This is a genomic window from Rapidithrix thailandica (genome assembly GCF_039710355.1).
Classification (GTDB): Bacteria; Bacteroidota; Bacteroidia; order Cytophagales; family Flammeovirgaceae; genus Rapidithrix; species Rapidithrix thailandica.
The window spans coordinates 306,957-325,680 of sequence record NZ_JBDKWZ010000007.1; the positions used below are offsets into that span (position 1 = coordinate 306,957).

The window sequence follows — 18,724 nt, forward strand, 5'->3', positions numbered from 1 at the left end:
TAAGGTCAAAAAAAATACATATTTCAGGTGTCCTAAAAAAAGAAAACTCCCGGAAGATACTTTCCGGGAGTAACTACTAACCATCAAAGTTCAATTTACTGCACCTTGAAAGTATCATCTGAAATACCACTATTCACTTGAATACTGGCTGCTTTAGCTTCTAACTTCATAGGGCCCATTGGCATAATAATGGTCTGAGGAAATTTCACTCCATTATATTCTTTGTAATCGGCAAAATCCGTTACTTGTGCTATTTCTCCTTGAGGCGTTTCCACCACCATACTGGTCCGTACTTTTAGCCCGGAAGCAATGTCAAAATACAAAGTGGATTTTTTCCCGGAAGGCATTTCCATTTCCAGGGCATAAGCCGCTTTATCTTCTATTTGTTCAATACCCTTTAACTCCAAGTTCACTCCCATTTCATTCATATGTAGCTCCGGGAAAATCATGGATTGGAACACAATATCTTTCTTATCCCCTTCTTCTACCTCAATAGGTTGCCCCATTTGCGTCATTACCAGATCCGAACCGTTATACACTTGTTTAAACACTGCCATCCCGTTCATAGAAATGGTTGAAAAAGACTTGTTGGGTGCTTTACGAATATTTTCAATGTCTAACTCCCGGCCTTGCATGGAAGCTTTCATTTTAATATATACATCTTCTACTTTGTTAAGATTCTCTTCGCCTCCGATCGCTTTAATGTAGGAATTAATCACCTGTTGGGCAGTCAACCCCTCCGGCAACTCCGTTTTTACTCCCGGTTCATATGCATCACCGTAAATGTCAAAATAGTTAACCTTGCCAAAACGGGCTACTTTATCCGCATAATCATCGGCCTTCCCGACAATTAAGACATAAGCTTGCTCCGGGCTAATGTATTTTTTCGCTACACTTTTCAGGTCTTCCACCGTAACAGCATTCAATCGCTGCAAGTAGGTGGCATAATAATCTTCGGGTAATTTGTACAAAGCGGTATTCAAAGCAAAACGGGCAATGGTAGACGGGCTTTCCAAAGAGCGGGCAAAACTACCGGTCAAATACGCTTTGGCAGCCTTAAGCTCTTTGTCTGTAACGGTCTCTTCTACGATTTTCTCAATTTCATACAAAAATTCATTGACCGCACTGTCTGTCACTTGGTTACGCACACTGGCATAAGCATTAAAGCTACCGATCAGCCGGTCAGATGAAAGGGAAGAGCGGGCTCCATAAGTAAATGCTTTATCTTCCCGCAGGTTTTGCATCAAGCGGGAAGAAAACCCTCCCCCTAAAATTTGATTCAATACGGAAGTTTTTACCACATCCGGATCTCCGACTTTCAAAGTTACCGGAAAGGTTACATTGATCACTGATTGTACTGAGGTAGGCCGGTCCACTAAAGCTACAATTCTTTCGGCAGGAGCTTTCGGGGTAGCGTATTGATGAGAGGGCACCTCCCCTTCCGGCCATTTGCTAAAATATTTCCGGGCCAACTCTTCGGCTTTCGAACGGTTAATATCTCCTACCACCACCAAATAGGCGGCATCCGGTTTGAAATAGGTCGTATAGTATTTTTTACAAGCTTCTACGGTTACATTCTCCACTGTCTTTTCAGTGGCATTTTCTCCATAAGGATGGTCTTTGCCATATACGAGGGCAGAACGTACATTCGAAGCAATTGAATTAGGATCGTCTTTACCAGCCTGAATACCGGATATTGTCTGCTTTTTGAGTTTGTCCAATTCGGCTTCCGGAAACGAAGGGTTGAACAGTACATCGCTCATCAATTCCAGAAGTTTATCGGTGTGTTTGGTCAATGCCGAACCGTATACGCCTGTAGAAGAGGAGCCCAAAGAAGCTCCGATAAAATCTACTTCTTCGTCTAATTCGCTTTTGCTACGGTTTTGTGTTCCGTGCATCAACAACTGCCCGGCTAAATCGACATACCCCGCATTCTTTCCTTCATATACCGGGTCAAGATCCAGACTCAAATTAAAAGAAACTCTGGGTAACTTGTGATTCTCCACCACTATTACTTTCAGGCCGTTTTCCAATTCAAAACGTTCAGCCTTTCCGATTTTGATTTCCGGAGCGGGCCCTGGCTCCGGGGCTTGTGTCCGGTCTACCTTTTGGGCAACTACCTCAGCCGTAAAAGCCAAACAAAAGCTTACATATATCAATAGATACTTCATTTCAGATGTTTGTTTTTTCTTAAAATAACTATACTTCGAATCTAAATAACAGAGAAGCGAATACGATACGCTTCTTCCCGGTACCGACACCCGATGCTCCTAGATATACCGGATCTTACCTGCCCGGGTTAGTTTTCTTTTTGAGCTGACTTAGGCAAATAATATAAAACTACGCGATTGTCTTTCTTCAAGTACTTTTGAGCAACTCGTTGAATATCTTCCCGGGTGACATTCATGTAGCGTTCGATCTCCGTATTGATCAAGTTGGCATCGCCAAAGTACATATGGTAATCGGCCAAACTTTCGGCAATTCCGGCTATGGTTGAGTTTTGACTGATAAAGTCATTTTCCATTTGATTGCGGATTTTTTGGAACTCTCTTTCGCTTATCAATTCCTTTTTCATCCGATCCACTTCTTTATCGATAGCGGCTTCCAAGTCTTCCGGGGTGATTCCCATATTGGCTAAGCCAAACGTAATAAACAATCCGGGATCTTCGGCAGCCAAGGGAATGGCTTGTACGGCCAGGGCTTTTTGTTGTTCGTCTACCAGGGCCTTTTGCAAACGGGAGCTGGCTCCTTGCGACAAGATTGTGGTCAGCATATGGATGGCATAATAGTCTTCGGTGCCTTGTGCAGGCATATGGTAAGCTTGTACGACTGCCGGCAATTGAATATTGTCATACACAAGGTCCCGGATTTCTTCGGTTTGCTCCGGTTCCACCACTGTAGGTCTTGGGATTTCATGCCCTCCCATAGGAATACCGTTAAAGTATTTTTTTACCAATTTCTTTGCCTGCTTAATATCGATGTCTCCGGCAATGGAAAGAGTCGCATTTTCGGGCACATAAAATGTCTCATAAAATTTCATGAACTCCTCTAACTTGGCGGCATTTAAGTGCTCCATCGAACCAATGGTGGGCCAACGGTAGGGATGTTTTTTAAACGCTCTTTTTTGCACTTCGATCAAAATAGAACCATAAGGTTGATTGTCAATCCGCTGACGCTTTTCCTCTTTTACTACCTCGCGTTGTGTATCGACTCCAACCTGATCTACATTGGCATGTAACATCCGTTCTGATTCCAGCCACAAGCCTAATTCCAATTGGTTGGACGGAAGCAACTCATAATAGTATGTGCGGTCCAGCCAGGTATTGGCATTATTTGCTCCTCCGGCATTGGTAATGTATTTATCAAACTCTCCTCGTTTAATATTTTTCGACCCTTCGAATAACAAATGCTCGAAGAAATGGGCAAAACCCGTACGCTCCGGATCTTCGTTTTTAGAACCTACATGATAGGATACCGCCACGGCAACAATCGGGGTGGAATTATCCTGATGCAGGATAACGTGCAGCCCGTTTTTCAAATCAAATTCGGTAAATTCAATCTGATTGTTTTGGGCATAGGTAGTGCTGACCAGTCCACTAAGGATACATAAAATAGCGAATGTGTTTTTTAGCATTTTTCTCATAATTATTTGTATTCATTTACAAAGTAAAGAATTTCATCATTTCCCCCTAAATGATTTTGTTTGAATGGCCATATGTGCTTTTGATAGGATCCATCGACTTCTTTCAGAGAAAGAAAGCCTTATGCCACTATGGCTTTTCTTTGATATACAAATCCAATTGTGGGAACGGGATGGTGATCCCTGCCGCATCCAAAGCTTCTTTGCCTTGTTCGTAAATATCAAAATATACTGCCCAATAATCCTCCGGATTACAATAAGGCCTTACGGCCAAATTAACAGAGCTATTTCCCAATTCTTTGACCCCGACAAAGGGAGCGGGTGTTTCCAGTACTTTGGGATGTTGGGTCATCACTTCCATCAAAGCGGTACGGGCGGCTTTGATGTTTGCGGCATAAGAAATGCCCATCACCAAATCTACCCGGATAAGCCCTTGGGTGGTATAATTCGTAATATCACCGTTGGAAATCGCCCCATTGGGAATAATCACGGTCTTATTCTCAGGAGTCAGCAAAATGGTAACAAAAACCTGAATTTCTTTGACGTGGCCTAAATGTCCTTGTGCTTGAATCAAGTCCCCTACTTTGTAAGGTTTGAAAAAAAGAATCAGTACACCTCCGGCAAAATTGGCCAAAGTACCTTGTAAAGCCAATCCTACTGCCAAGCCCGCAGCACCCAGCATGGCAACAAAAGAGGTGGTTTCAATACCGATCATACTGGCCACACTGATCAACAATAAGGCTTTTAATAGAATATTGGCAAGGCTTTTCAAAAAGTGTAGTAAAGAGGGGTCTATACCTCTTTTCTCCATCATCTTGCTACTCAAGTTCACTACTTTGTTGATCACCCACAAACCGATGAGTAAAACGATAATGGCCAAAATCAATTTAGGACCATAGGTCATTAAAAGCTCTATGGCTTTACTGGTGTATGCGTCTAAATTTTCCATAATGAAGTATTTGATTAGTTTAGTTTATTCAGATTATTATTTTGATCTTATAGGTAAGGCTTGGTAATTTTGGACTGTATTTCCCCTATGTATTTTCGGTTTGTTTTATTAAATCAGAAAAGTGAACAACTTATGGATCATTTCCGGTTACTAACGGTCTATCACTTTCGGTTGATTGTCTATACTCCATGTGTATTCATTTTTTAAATTTGACTCTGCATTAGAGTTTTCATCAACCCTGTAAAATCAATTTACCGTACTGGTCTCGTGGTTGATACTTTTTCATCAAGGATGTTGATAAGGCATACAGGGGTTGTTGTAACTCGAAATATGGATATGAAGGGAAGAAAAACAAAAGAGTTATCAGATATTAACTAAAAATTGCTCAGCCTTCAATTTTCCATTGCCGGTTTCATAAAAAAGAAGATTTAATTTGTTAATACGATAAAATATCTTTGCTTAAGCGATTTTCAATTTGGTCATAATTCATAAAAAAATCTATAACTATGCTTAAAAATATTCTTGTAACCATTCTCACGGCTTTCTTTATCTTTAGCTGCTCCACCGTTCCGGTGACAGGACGGAAACAATTACGGTTGATTCCTTCTTCACAAATGCTGGCAATGAGCTATTCACAATATGACAGTTTCTTAAAAGAAAATAAAGTCAGCTCCAACTCAAAGCAAGCAGAAATGATCAAGCGGGTGGGAAGGCGCATTCAAAAAGCAGTGGAAACGTATATGGCAGAACAAGGCCTTTCGTCTAACCTGGAAGGCTTTGCTTGGGAATTCAACTTGGTAGACGATGACATTGCCAACGCTTGGTGTATGCCAGGAGGTAAGGTTGTATTTTATACCGGAATTCTCCCGATCTGCAAAACGGAAGAAGGGGTTGCCATCGTGATGGGGCATGAGGTAGCACACGCGATTGCCGAACACGGTTCTGAGCGAATGTCCCAAGGACTGATAGCCCAAGGGCTGGAAGTAGGCGTTTCATTGGCTACGATGAAATCCAAACCCGTTTACCAACAAGCGTTTCAAACGGCTTTTGGTGTGGGAGCACAAGTGGGGATGCTTTCTTTTTCTCGTCAACACGAGTCCGAAGCGGATAAAATCGGGTTGATTTTTTCTTCTATGGCAGGGTATGATCCACGGGATGCGCCTAAATTCTGGGAAAGGATGAAAGCAGCTGCCGGAGGACAAGCCCCTCCTGAGTTTTTATCGACTCACCCTTCGCATGACACACGTATCAAAAACTTGAATGCGCAACTGCCAAATGCCATTGCGCTTTACAACAAGTACAAGGACAAATATTAATAGGGAAATTCTCTATTAATATCAATGAACCAGGCCTGTTAGATCAATTTAGCAGGCCTGGTTTTATATTGAAGTGGTTTACACTTATGGTTTTTGAAACATTTTTTAGGAAAAAGAAAAAGGTTAATTCACTTCGTTGTAAAAGGCCGGTATTTATCTCTCTTTTTTTAAATAATCTTTTGAGAGAGGTAGAGGCTGTCATTTTCTCCACGGATTTCCGTCTGAACGCTGAGCCCCGCATCACTCCATTCAATTTTCAATAATGCGAAATTCTTTTCAACCACCATCTCTCCCACACGGTAGCGGTTGGGTTCATCTCTTTTTTCAGACCAAGTATGAGTTAAACCACTGGAGGTAATTTCATAAACCGGTTGCGCAAGGCCTGGCACTTCCATTTTGGAAATTTCTGCCATATGCCGGTCACCACTGAGTAAAATGACATTTTGCGCTTTTACCTTGGCCAACAAATCAAATAACCGTTTACGGGCTTTGGGAAAATTTGCCCATTTTTCAAAACCTTGTTCTTCAGGAATAATTTGGATACCGTTACCAATCAGGTGAATGGCAGCATCGCTTCCGGTAAGTTCTTGCTCCAACCACTGCCATTGCGCCTCCCCTAAAATATCGCCCTCTTCATTGATGACATAGCGTTGCTCCGGGTCGGAAGAAGGCGCTAATGCATCTCTGAAATACCGGGAATCCAACAAAATCACCTTTACCTTTTGCCCACCTTCGCCCAATACTTTACTTTGATATGCACCTTCTCTCTGCCACACCGGGTTCTCTTGGGGGACATCCAAAAACTCCAACATCGCCTGTTTACTTTCCTTCTTCATAGGATACTCCTTTCCTCCATCATTGACGCCATAATCGTGATCGTCCCATATGCCCAATACCTGTGCATGGTTGATCAGGTATTGATATTCCGTATGGGATTTTTGCAGCGTATATTTCTGCTTGAGTACCGTCATGTCTTCCGTATCCCCATAAATATTATCGCCAAGCCAAATCCACACATCCGGATGGTGTTGATTAATGACTGACCAGAGAGGTTGCCGTTCGTCTTCATCACTACAAGAGCCAAAGGCGATCCGCATAGTCTCCGGGGCTTCTGCTTGGATGACTTCATTTTCTTTCTGTCCTTTGGAAGGGCTACAATTCATTAACAATATCCCAAGTAAAAAGGGAATAAACAAGGATAAGATTCTTTGCATTTTTAGTAGGGTTATTTTTGGGTAAAGTTACCTACTCGTCTACTCTTTTCCGGTTTGATTCATATGAAGAGCATGTTAATTATAAGTAGGGAACCGTTCATCAATATGTATATAATAGTTGACAAAAAAGAGAAAAAAATCCAATGCCGCTATAAGTCGTTTTGAATAGTATACTACGATTCACCGCTTCCCATTGGCCGGAGGTCTCATTGTTTGGCCAAAATTCATAATGCATACGGCAACTTTCCTTATGTTTGCCTGATTAATATTTTTTTATCAATTTGTAAGAAAAAAGCATATGGAATTTTTACTTGTTGCTTACGATGGCACGGATGCCCAAGCACCGGAAAGAAGATTGAACGCCCGCGAAGCCCATTTACAAAGGGCTATGGAAGCGAAAGAAGCCGGAAACTTGATTCACGGAGGGGCTATTTTAGATGATCAGGGAAAAATGATCGGCTCTACCCTTTATTTGAATTTTCCGGATCGAGAAACCTTGGAAAATTGGTTAAAAGACGATCCATACGTAAAACAACAGGTATGGGACAAGGTAGAAGTAAAGCCCGTCAAATTATTAAAATTTTCATAAACGCCTCTCCAAAAGAAAAATTTTAACATACTGGTTCAATTTATGTTATATAACATTGAACAGAATCCTCTTGTTCTGATTGCTGTTAGACAAGAGGATCAATATGTGTTCAAACACACTTACAACCAAGCCAGCTATTGAGTGCAAATACCTCTTAATGAACCACTAAAATCACAGCAAATTTTATTAATATAGTAAATTCAAGATCTTTCGGAATAGCCGGGAAGTAATTTATGCAAAAGTTTCAAGCATTGGTTTCTAAGTACAAATCTTATTTCTTGTTGCCTATTTTGGTGCTCTGTTGTGTGTTAAACAAAGGCTTCTGCCAAAAGAAAATGAAAAAACGTTGGGCCTTACCAGGTGTCTGCCACTCCGGTCCTTCCCGAGGTATTTCTTTTGAACGGAAAAGTACGCCCGGTTTTCAGTTGCGTTCCATTTCACCCAACTCACAGATAGGTAACGGGGTAAGTCAGGTGAATTCGCATTCGTACAACAAATTCAAAATGTACATCCCTGCCTTAAATACGAAAAGAAACAAAGTGCTTCTGGGCTTTCGCTACAGTTGGGAAGAGTTTACGTTTGACAAACCTTCGGATTTATCATACCTGCCCCATCAAAACCTACACGACCGCCACCTGAAAACTCTTGGCATGAACATGATAGCCGTACATTCCTTATCCGAAACTCATTACTTAGCGTTTCGGGGGGCTGCCAGTGCCAGTGGGCTTTTTGAAGGTTGGCTGCCCGAGGAGAGCGAATATTATACTTTCAATGCCTCATTACTATTAGGCAAGCGCTTGAGTGATTCCCGCGAAATGGGTTTTGGACTTTACGCAAGCAAAAAATTTAACCGGTTTTCCATCTACCCTCTGTTTTTGTACAATCATACCTTCAATGAGAGGTGGGGAGTGGAGTTACTATTGCCTAAAAAAGCTAGCCTTCGCAGAAATTTTTCTTCTTCTACCCTGGCATTGTTGACCTCCGAACTGACCGGGAACCGCTATTACTTACCCGAAATTCAGTTGGCAGAAGGCAGTACCAATCCTATCACCTTACAATTATTACAATGGGAAACCAGCCTCTCTTTACAACAGGCTATTTTACCCATGCTTTGGTTGAGTGTGCAGGCAGGCTTTCGTAAAAGCTTTTCTTTTGATATCCGCCAACCTCATGCTCAACGGGGCAATATTCTCATTGACTCTCACCTACCCGCCGGAATGTTTGCCAGTGTAAGTTTGTTTATCGCTCCACCCCGCAAGAAAAATTAACGAGGGGTAGAGTACTCCAAGTTTTTCCTTTGAAGAGGTTTACACGTATAGTTTTTGACCGAAAACGGAATCAAAACCGGCTCATCAAGGCATTTTTTGAAGAGAATAGCCAAAGCTATTGTTAGAAAAAAGTAACACAGAGGAGACATTTTTTAGAAAAAAGAAAAAGGTTAATTCACTTCTTTATCAATCAATTTATTATCTTAATGAAGTGGTTTACACGTATAGTTTTTGACCGAACATGAAATCAAAATCGGCTCATCAAGGCACTTTTCAAAGAGAATAGTCAATGCTATTGTTGAAAAAAGTAATACAGAGGAGGCGTTTTCGAAACATTTTTTAGAAAAAAGAAAAAGGTTAATTCACTTCGATTTCTACAGATACAGATTTTGTCAAACCTCTATTGGTTTGGAGAAATGGAGATGAAGCATATACAGCCATGGAACAAGAAGACCTTATCATCCGCGATCCCAAAATTATGTTGGGCAAACCTATTTATAAAGGAACCCGGCTAACTGTGGAGTTGATTTTGCGAAAGCTGGCCGACGGTTTAAGCCCGGAAGAAATCTCAACCCTCTACCCCAACATCACCGAAGAACACCTCAAAGCCACTTATAACTATTGTGCCGAAATCATTTCCAATGAATTATTGATCCGTACCTCATGATCATCGTAGATGAAAATATTGATCAACGGACAATAGAATTACTCCGCAGGAAAAACTATGAGGTGTATGCCATACGGGAGCGGCATTATGGAGCAAGTGACCATCAGATAGCGGAAATTTGTGCATCATTGCACGGAATCTTCATGACATTTGATATCAACTTTGCCGAATATTTATTTGCGCATCAAATTAAAGGGCTCTCGATTTTTGTGTTGCAACAAACCCCTCCTTCTGAGGATCTGCAACTCTTGGCTACAGCTGAAAGTTTATTTGACGAATTTAGAGAAAAAATAGGAGCTTACCTCGTATGCATCACACCAAAAGAAATACGGGTAAAGAACGCTTGACAGAAACTCGGTTTTCAACCTTTGCCCTTATACAAAGCCGATTGTTCTGTTCTCAAACAATCAGTGCATTCAGGTAGTTTAGTGAAAATAACAATGCAAGGCAAGCACCTAATAACCAAGCAACAACCACCTCAAAAAAGCATAAGCGCTCCTACCTAAAAAGCTAAAAATCGGATAATTATGACAATTATGTAGGAAGAACTTTGTTAATTTGCACCTCAAAATGAATTCAAACTTCATTCATCTCAGCGATTTTATTTCATAACATAGAAAAAATGCAAGATTCTGTTATTACGGAGAAGGATTTACAGGTGGTAGAACGGGCTGCGGATAACATCCGGATATTGTCAGCAGCAATGGTTGAAAAAGCCAAATCCGGACATCCCGGAGGCGCGATGGGTGGTGCGGATTTCATCAATATTCTGTTTACAGAATTTCTGAAATTTGACCCTAAAGATCCAAAATGGGCGTTCCGCGACCGATTTTTCCTTGACCCCGGGCATATGTCCCCTATGTTGTACTCTCAGCTGTTCCTTACGGGCAATTACAGCATAGAGGATTTGAAAAACTTCCGTCAGTGGGGCAGCCCTACTCCCGGACACCCTGAAATAGACCAAGCCAGAGGGGTGGAAAATACTTCAGGACCCTTGGGACAAGGTCATACTTTTGCCGTTGGAGCAGCAATTGTCGAGCGCTTTTTGGCCGAACGCTTTGGCGAATGGACCGCTCACAAAACCTACGCGTTCATCTCTGACGGTGGAATCCAAGAGGAAATTTCTCAGGGAGCCGGACGGATTGCCGGGTTCTTAGGACTGAGCAACCTGGTCATGTTCTATGACTCCAATGACATTCAGCTTTCTACGGAAACAGACGAAGTCACAACAGAAGATACTGCTAAAAAATACGAGGCATGGGGGTGGAAAACCATTACTATCAATGGTAATGACCAACATGAAATCCGGGCTGCGCTGAAAGAAGCCATTGCCGAAACGGAAAAACCTACGTTGATCATCGGAAAAACCACCATGGGTAAAGGTGCCATCACCGAATCCGGCGAATCTTTCGAGCGCAAGGTATCTACACACGGCCAGCCTTTGAGCAAGGCAGGAGCTTCAATCCCAGAAACCATCAAAAACTTGGGGGGAGATGTGGAAGACCCCTTCAAAGTATTTGAAGATGTAGCCAGCTATTACGAAACTGTATTGGCGGAAAAAGCCAAAGCGGCTGCACAACGTAAAGAGGAGCAAGCTCAGTGGGAAAAAGAAAACCCTGCTTTGGCCGCTAAATTGACAAAATTCTTCTCCGGAGAGGCTCCTGAGTTGGACTACAGCCAAATCGAGCAAAAGGCCGGTATAGCTACCCGTGCCGCATCTGCTACCGTATTAGGTTTCTTTGCGGAAAATGTTGAAAATATGATTGTCACTTCTGCCGACTTGTGTAACAGTGACAAAACCGATGGCTTCCTGAAAAAATCAAAAGCCTTTGCCAAAGGGGATTTCTCCGGAGCCTTCTTACAATCCGGTGTATCTGAATTAACCATGGCTGCCATTTGTAACGGAATGGCCTTGCATGGAGGAGTCATTCCTGTCTGTGGTACTTTCTTTGCCTTCTCAGACTATATGAAGCCTGCCATCCGACTGGCTGCCTTGATGGAACTTCCTGTAAAATACATCTGGACACACGATGCTTTCCGCGTTGGAGAGGATGGACCTACCCACCAACCCGTGGAACAAGAAGCACAAATCCGTCTGTTGGAGCATTTGAAAAATCACTCCGGACAAAACAGTTTCTTAGCTTTGCGTCCGGCTGATGCTCAAGAAACTACCATTGCCTGGAAAATGGCCTTGGATAATGTGAAGACACCAACCGGTTTGATTCTTTCCAGACAAAATATCAATGATCTCCCGGCCTCCGCCTCTCGCTTTGAAGAAGCCAAAGGTGCGGAAAAAGGAGCCTATATTGTACAGGATACAGAAGGACAAGCGGATATCATTTTGGTAGCTAATGGTTCCGAAGTAGCTACTCTGATTGATGGCGCTCAAAAACTTACGGAAGAAAAAGGCTTAAAAGTACGCGTGGTTTCAGCTATTTCCGAAGGACTTTTCAGAGCACAAAGCCGTGAGTACCAAGAGCAGGTATTACCTGGCAACTTACCGATTCTTGGCTTAACGGCAGGATTACCGGTTACCCTTCAAGGTTTGGTAGGGCCTTTCGGTAAAGTGATTGGTTTGGATCACTTCGGCTATTCGGCACCTTATACCGTACTGGACGAGAAGTTTGGCTATACTAAAGAAAATGTATTCAATCAGGCTATTGCCTATTTGGATGCCTTCAACAGCAAATAATTCAAACATTTTCAGAGATAAAAAGCCTGTATACCGAGTGTATGCAGGCTTTTTTTTAGCTTTGCAAGCATCAAGGGCAAGCCTTGTGTACTGCTGCATAACCTGAGAAAGACATGATTAAGATAGCTTTAAAAGGATTAGAGTTTTATGCCTACCACGGCTTTTATGAAGAAGAGCGGAAAATGGGCAACCGCTTTGAAGTGGATATGACCGTATGGGCGGCCGTAGGAGATATTACCGTCTTTGAAGAAGACAACCACTTGGACTATACGGTAAATTATGAGGAGATCCACCGTATTATCAGTAAAGTAATGAGCACACCCACCATGTTATTGGAAACGTTAGCCAGTCGTATTCTAAAGGGAGTGTTGCACGAACTGCCCAAAATTCACAAAGCAGAAGTGACCGTCAAAAAAATGAACCCTCCCCTCGGGGGCGTCACTCACCATGTAGAAGTAACCATGGGGCAATCCCGGTGAATTTCGGAGACTGAATGCCGGCTTCATCAGGGTCATTTGCCAAGCTTCTTCCAAGTAGAAAAAGGACGTAACACTGCAAACCCTGCAAAAACCTGCAATATGATTGCAGGTTTACCCCTAGGACCCTTGCAATTCCTTTGGGTTTGCATTATAAACATCGCAACAAAACCTGAAGAATATTGAAAATTTAACAAGGAATTAATTTAATTTTAATAAATTTAAAAATTAAAATCTTGTCTATCAAATACTTACAAAGCCTTCTTTGATTTTACCCTTCTCCCGTTGCCCTATATTAGGATTTATGTTATATCTTCAGGCTCAAAATTTCACATTCCTAAAGCTTACAATAAAATAGTAATTATGATTTTAGAAGCAATCGACTGGACGATCATTGGTATCTTCTTCGTGATTGTGCTGAGTATTGGATGGATTGCATCCAAAACCGCAGGAAAAGATACCTCCGAATATTTTTTAGGAGGCCGGGGCATGCCTTGGTGGCTATTGGGTATTTCGATGGTAGCTTGTACGTTCTCAGCCGACACACCTAACCTGGTAACAGGTATGGTACGGGAAAACGGGGTCGCCAAAAACTGGGCCTGGTGGGCCTTTCTGATCACCGGTATGGTGACCGTATTTATTTATGCCCGTTTGTGGAGAAGGTCGAATGTTATGACAGACCTGGAATTTTACGAACTTCGCTACGGAGGAAAACTCGCTTCTTTCCTCAGAGGCTTCCGGGCGATTTATTTGGGTATCTTTTTTAACTGCCTGATTATGGGAACCGTGACCCTGGCAGCTATTAAAATAGGTGGCGTGATGTTGGGACTTCCCCCTTGGGTAGTTGTAGTAGGCGCTTCTATTGTGGTCGTGATCTATGCAGCGCTGGGAGGAATCAAAGGTGTGATCTGGGCCGATTTCTTTCAGTACGGCATTGCGATGTTCGGTGCGGTGTACGCAGCCTATGTAGCCATAAGCCAACCGGAAATCGGAAGTTTAACGGCACTCTTGGAACATGAAAAGGTAAAAGCCAGCCTGGATGTTATCCCGGATTTCGGGAACCCTTCCGTATATATCCCTTTATTGATTATTCCTGTAGCCGTTCAATGGTGGTCTGTATGGTACCCTGGTGCCGAACCTGGCGGGGGAGGATATATTGCTCAAAGGATGCTTTCGGCCAAGGATGAAAAGAACGCGATCGGAGCCACTTTACTCTTTAACTTTGCTCACTATGCATTAAGACCATGGCCGTGGATCATCGTAGCCTTGGCTTCAATGATTATCTATCCCGACCTGGATTCCATCAAAGCTGAATTCCCTAACATTGCAGAAGAATACTTAAAAGATGATATTGCTTACCCGGTAATGCTCTCCAAGTTAGGTTCCGGATGGTTAGGTTTGGTAGTAGCCTCTATCATTGCCGCTTATATGTCCACCATCGGTACTCACCTCAACTGGGGATCTTCGTATTTTGTCAATGATTTTTACAGAAGGTTTATCAATCAAAAGAGTTCCGAAAAAGAATTGGTGAACATGGGCCGGATCACGACTGTCGTTCTGATGGTATTTGCCGGTACTCTTTCCCTCACCATTCTGGACAATGCCACCCAGGCATTTAATATCCTATTATTATCCGGTGCGGGCTCCGGAGCTATCTACCTATTAAGATGGTTCTGGTGGAGAATCAACGCTCTTACCGAAATTGTCGCCATGATTGTCGCTACCGTAGTGGCGTTCTTGTTGGTATTAGGCATTGAAGATGAAGAAATGGCCACCGCAGTCTTGGATGGTTTTACCGTGAAGTTGTTGATCACTGTAGCCGTAGTAACGGTTTCTTGGATATTAACAGCCTTACTCACCAAACCGGAGGATAAAGAGGTATTGCGTAAATTCTACAAGGTGTGTCACCCTGGCGGACCTGGTTGGAAAAGAGTCATTGAAGAGGCCAAAGCAGAAGGTTTGGATATTGAAGGAAGTGAAAAAGGAAAAGCCTGGGAAATGCCTTTGCAAATTTTGCTGGTATTCTTAGGTTGTGCCGCCATCTATTCTTCCCTTTTCTCTATCGGTAACTTTGTCTATGGAAATATTTATCCCGGCTTGGGCTTAGGCGCAGTGGCAATAGTCTCTACCTTCCTTTTATTTGGAAATTTGAAAAAATTACGAATGAATTAATCCATTATTCCTAAAATAAGTACACTATGGGCCGCAGGAAACCTTTTCACCTGCGGCTTTTTTTATACCGGTTTTTCAGTTGAAATTCTTGCAAATCTTTTGATGAAAGCGACCTTTGTTTCCTCATGAATTACCGAGTCCTCAATAATACTCTGCCACACTCTACACACCGGAAGGCAGGGATTCTATTGTGTTTCAATGAAAGAGATAAAAAGAATCATATATTCAAAAAAGCCTTCCGGAACATGGGCTCCGGAAGGCTTTTTTGAATATTCTGTCAAGTGCAAATACTGAGGTTTTCCATCCACCAGGCTTGGGGCATTCAGGATATTACGCTACTTACTCATTTACCAACATAACTCCGGCAGCAAACCGCCCGCTTCGAATGCCCAGCTTCCGGGCAGAAAAAAATGTTTGGTATTGTGTAAATGTACAAATCTCAGCTACTTCAATATGCTCTGGCAACACCCCGGCTTGTAACAGTTGTAAACGATTCGCTTCCCACAAATTCAAATATCCCTTACCCTCTTGATCCACTCGATTGACCAAACCCTCCCATGTACCCAAGGCATTTCTCACTTCTTCAATGACTTCCGGCCCTACCTGATATACCCCTTGACAGATGGAGGGCCCTATACCTACCCGGATATCCGATGCCTGGCAACCAAAATGCAACTGCATTTGACCGATCATTTTTTGGGCAATCAACTGCACTGTACCCCGCCACCCGGCATGTACAGCGGCTACCACCCTCTTGACCGGATCGTAAAACAAGACGGGAACACAATCTGCTGAAAACACAGACAAGCAGATCCCCGGAAGATTGGTAAGCAAGCCGTCCGTAGCCTCCAAGCTATGGTTCGGTACATATGTCTGTAATACTTCTTCATTGACCAAAGCAATCGTATCCGTATGCATTTGTCTAGGAACAATCAAGCGGCTTAAAGGGATTCCGAGAGCATGGGTTAACTTCTTCCGGTTGGCAGTTACCGTTTCACGATCATCTCCGGAATTATAACTCAGGTTCAAACTTCCGAAGGTACCCTCATTGCTAAAACCACCCTTCCGGGTAGAGACATAATGTTTCAGTCCTTGAAAGGCCGAGAGGTTTTCGAAACTATAAAGAGGTAATTGCCCTATTTCTTTCCGGTACATAAATTTATCAGTTATTATCCACGGGTTCTACTTCCTCCCGGGTATATTTCCAACGCTTATGCGACCATAACCAAGGAGAGGGATCTCTTAAAATTTGCCGCTCGGTAGCTTCCACATATTTATCCATGATTACCGTAGTGGTTTTGGTATACGGAGGTTCGGCTAACAACTCCGAACGCATCTCGTAATACCCCCTTTGGGTTCGTTTGATATTCAAGAAAAAAACAGGGGTTTTTAAAATTTTGGCCATCCGGTCGGCTCCGGTAAAAAAGGCCGTTTCCCGGTGTAAAAAATCTTTCCAGTACCGTTCCGATTTCGCACTTCTTTGGGGTAACTGGTCCGCATTAATCACAATAGCCCGCTGCTTTCTGGCAGATCGTAACATAGACATCATGGAGGTATCTTTTTCTACGGCTTCCCCTCCGAAGCGGGTTCGCATATCCAGCACCAACTTATCAAAGGTTTTATTACTCAGCTTTTGATAAATCACGGTTAAAGGAAAGGGCAGGTTGACACTCAAGGAAAGTAATCCCCACTCCCAATTTATATAATGAGCAGCCAACAAGATCACCGAATCCCCGGCATCCATCACCCGCTTTAAATCGTCACAAGGTTTCCATACAAAGCGTTTTTGCAGCTCTTTTTTGCTAAAGGTGATTTCCTTGATCATCTCGATGAGAAAATCTGACAGGTACCTGTAATACTCTTTTTCTATTTGTGCCAGCTCTTTGGGCGACTTTTCCGGAAAGGAATCTTTTAAATTTTTAGCCACCACATCTCTACGGTATTTCAATACATAATACGCTATAAAAAACAGGAAGTCTCCAATAATGTATAAAATTGGTAATGGCAACCGCGACAATACTTTCAAAAAAAACATAGATCTATTTAATAGCTTTCTTTAACATCTACCCGCTATGGTTCAAATTAGCCGAAAGGAATTTTCTCAAACTGTTCAACGAGAGCATACGAATCACAAAAGTAAGGGTCGCTTTACCAAAGGTATCCAAACGACACCATGGATTCGCTCTTCTTTTGGCCGGGGCAAATTTAGAGATATTTTTCTTAGGAAGCAGAATTGTCTATTGCCTAAATCCCCAGGGCCTTTGGGAAAGGCCATCAGAAGGGTTATTTTTTGGCGACCCCTTAAATATTCTTACAGTTAAGTAGCTATCTCAACTATTCATGCCCACTTTTTCCTATCCAATGGTTTTTGTGAAATAATTGCCAGTAAGGTTTCAACATGGATTCGCTTTCCGGATGGCGCTAAAGCATAAATATAGCCTTCTGTTTCCGTTGTTATTTCAAAGACAGCTTTGTCGGTTTCCAGATCGGCAATGACTTCTCCTTGAGCGACCTTTTGTCCCTCTTTGATATACCATTTTTGCAAAATGACATATTTCATTTCGGGGTTTAGTGCCGGCACCTTTACGGCTTCAATTCCCGGTTCCGTTTCCATCAAAGCATTGATTTTTTCATTGGAATACCACTCAGGCTCCCTTGTTGATTGGGTTGGAATTTTTCCAGGCTGTTTCCACAACAATTCTTTTAGTTTTTTAAACATCGTACTTATTTTAGGAATGAAGAGGTTTACACGTATAGTTTTTGACCGAACATGGAATCAAAATCGGTTCATCAAGGCACTATGGCCAAAGCTATTGTTGAAAAAAGTAACACAGAGGAGGCGTTTTTGAAACATTTTTCAGGAAAAAGAAAAAGGTTAATTCACTTCAATAAATATACATTACTATTCATAGGCATTCACAAGGTATTTCACTGTGTACTATTCCTCAAATTTAAAAGAAAGAGTTGCCGACTGCCGCTAAAAACCAAAGAGATCCGATAATTAGCGAAAGAATAAAGATTGTGCGTCCATGTTTCCGGTTTTTCTCAGAGTAACCATACACCCGTCTGCCATCTGGTAATGTTCTTTTGAACACCATTAAATGCCAACCGATAAACAAACCGACCACTCCGCCTAACACGCTAAAAATATACCCTGCTACAATCCAGCTTCTTTGTCCGCGAGTGGGTTGTGCCAAGGTTTTTACCCTTTCCTGTTTGAACTGTTCCAATAATTCTTCACTGATAGTGTGTCCCCGGCTTTGTAATACTTTCCAGGCGATTTGATAATCATACGCACTCCATTCGTCAGGTTTATGCAATAGCCCCCATAATTCATCATCCGAAAACTGAAACAAATAATAATCTTTTGGCACTTCCTCCAAATTGATATGGGCTTCGTTTTTTAAAAGCTCGTTTACCTTTTCAAAATCTTCTTTTTTGAGTTTGATTTGATATTCTTTTTGAAGCCTGTTATCCGGCAAAAAGGTAATGTCAAAAGTTGGCGATTCATCACTGATTTGATAGGGGATTTTATGTTTTTTTAAAATTGCCACTACATCCTCGGTTTCATCTTGCGTATGAAATCGCCTGTAAGCCAAATATTTAGTTTCCATAGGTGGGATAATTTTAAAGTAAATGTCCATAGCAAAGAGAATAGTGTATCGGGTTCATCGCCTTGTTGAAGCGACACATAAACTTGATCGTAGGCGAAGCGCCCTTCCGTATCAATTTTATGCATTG

The 18,724-nt window shown here is 42.2% G+C and carries 16 protein-coding genes; 8 read left to right on the plus strand and 8 right to left on the minus strand.

Annotation, left to right across the window (positions count from 1 at the left end; translation table 11 throughout):
• Positions 1–95 precede the first annotated feature (95 nt).
• From AAG747_RS14355 to AAG747_RS14365, 3 genes are all read right to left on the minus strand, one after another.
• Positions 96–2,171 carry a M16 family metallopeptidase gene (locus AAG747_RS14355; RefSeq protein ID WP_346821872.1) on the minus strand — a complete coding sequence of 692 codons (2,076 nt, stop codon included), beginning with the start codon at positions 2,169–2,171 and terminating at the stop codon, positions 96–98.
• Positions 2,172–2,299: 128 nt separating this feature from the next.
• Entirely contained in the window at positions 2,300–3,634 is a 1,335-nt protein-coding gene (locus tag AAG747_RS14360) for a M16 family metallopeptidase (protein ID WP_346821961.1), read from the minus strand.
• A 136-nt stretch (positions 3,635–3,770) separates the two neighbouring features.
• The gene (locus AAG747_RS14365; protein ID WP_346821873.1) at positions 3,771–4,589 is read right to left on the minus strand and encodes a mechanosensitive ion channel family protein; all 819 of its coding nucleotides are present in this window, start codon (positions 4,587–4,589) and stop codon (positions 3,771–3,773) included.
• 506 nt (positions 4,590–5,095) lie between these two features.
• On the opposite strand from AAG747_RS14365, the gene AAG747_RS14370 reads away from it, so the two are divergent.
• Positions 5,096–5,905, plus strand: a complete 810-nt coding sequence (locus AAG747_RS14370; protein ID WP_346821874.1) for a M48 family metallopeptidase — start codon at positions 5,096–5,098, stop codon at positions 5,903–5,905.
• Positions 5,906–6,072: 167 nt separating this feature from the next.
• On the opposite strand, the gene AAG747_RS14375 is transcribed toward AAG747_RS14370, so the two are convergent.
• Positions 6,073–7,119: an alkaline phosphatase D family protein gene (locus tag AAG747_RS14375; RefSeq protein ID WP_346821875.1), complete on the minus strand. Its 1,047-nt coding sequence runs from the start codon at positions 7,117–7,119 to the stop codon at positions 6,073–6,075.
• Positions 7,120–7,417: 298 nt separating this feature from the next.
• On the opposite strand from AAG747_RS14375, the gene AAG747_RS14380 reads away from it, so the two are divergent.
• The 7 genes from AAG747_RS14380 (at position 7,418) to AAG747_RS14410 (ending at position 14,983) form a co-directional block, all read left to right on the plus strand.
• Complete coding sequence (locus AAG747_RS14380; RefSeq protein ID WP_346821876.1) at positions 7,418–7,708, plus strand: YciI family protein; 291 nt, start codon at positions 7,418–7,420, stop codon at positions 7,706–7,708.
• Positions 7,709–8,043: 335 nt separating this feature from the next.
• Entirely contained in the window at positions 8,044–8,976 is a 933-nt protein-coding gene (locus AAG747_RS14385) for a DUF6268 family outer membrane beta-barrel protein (protein WP_346821877.1), read from the plus strand.
• Between the two features lie 439 nt (positions 8,977–9,415).
• Positions 9,416–9,643 (plus strand): DUF433 domain-containing protein, encoded by a 228-nt coding sequence (locus AAG747_RS14390; protein ID WP_346821878.1) that lies wholly within the window; start codon positions 9,416–9,418, stop codon positions 9,641–9,643.
• Positions 9,640–9,990, plus strand: a complete 351-nt coding sequence (locus tag AAG747_RS14395) for a DUF5615 family PIN-like protein (protein ID WP_346821879.1) — start codon at positions 9,640–9,642, stop codon at positions 9,988–9,990. The genes AAG747_RS14390 and AAG747_RS14395 overlap by 4 nt, the downstream gene beginning before the upstream one ends.
• Positions 9,991–10,265: 275 nt before the next feature.
• On the plus strand, positions 10,266–12,335 hold the full coding sequence (locus tag AAG747_RS14400; RefSeq protein WP_346821880.1) for a transketolase family protein: 2,070 nt from the start codon (positions 10,266–10,268) through the stop codon (positions 12,333–12,335).
• A 113-nt stretch (positions 12,336–12,448) separates the two neighbouring features.
• The gene (gene folB, locus AAG747_RS14405; protein ID WP_346821881.1) at positions 12,449–12,814 is read left to right on the plus strand and encodes a dihydroneopterin aldolase; all 366 of its coding nucleotides are present in this window, start codon (positions 12,449–12,451) and stop codon (positions 12,812–12,814) included.
• A gap of 360 nt (positions 12,815–13,174) precedes the next feature.
• Entirely contained in the window at positions 13,175–14,983 is a 1,809-nt protein-coding gene (locus AAG747_RS14410; protein WP_346821882.1) for a sodium:solute symporter family protein, read from the plus strand.
• A gap of 339 nt (positions 14,984–15,322) precedes the next feature.
• Here the strand turns inward: AAG747_RS14410 and pgeF are convergent, their stop codons facing one another.
• The 4 genes from pgeF to AAG747_RS14430 form a co-directional block, all read right to left on the minus strand.
• Positions 15,323–16,138, minus strand: coding sequence for a peptidoglycan editing factor PgeF (gene pgeF, locus AAG747_RS14415; RefSeq protein WP_346821883.1), 816 nt, complete (start codon positions 16,136–16,138; stop codon positions 15,323–15,325).
• Positions 16,139–16,145: 7 nt separating this feature from the next.
• Positions 16,146–17,018: a lysophospholipid acyltransferase family protein gene (locus AAG747_RS14420; RefSeq protein WP_346821884.1), complete on the minus strand. Its 873-nt coding sequence runs from the start codon at positions 17,016–17,018 to the stop codon at positions 16,146–16,148.
• Between the two features lie 303 nt (positions 17,019–17,321).
• Positions 17,322–17,702 carry a lipoyl domain-containing protein gene (locus tag AAG747_RS14425; RefSeq protein ID WP_346821885.1) on the minus strand — a complete coding sequence of 127 codons (381 nt, stop codon included), beginning with the start codon at positions 17,700–17,702 and terminating at the stop codon, positions 17,322–17,324.
• Between the two features lie 232 nt (positions 17,703–17,934).
• Complete coding sequence (locus AAG747_RS14430) at positions 17,935–18,597, minus strand: hypothetical protein (protein WP_346821886.1); 663 nt, start codon at positions 18,595–18,597, stop codon at positions 17,935–17,937.
• Between the last annotated feature and the right edge of the window lie 127 nt (positions 18,598–18,724).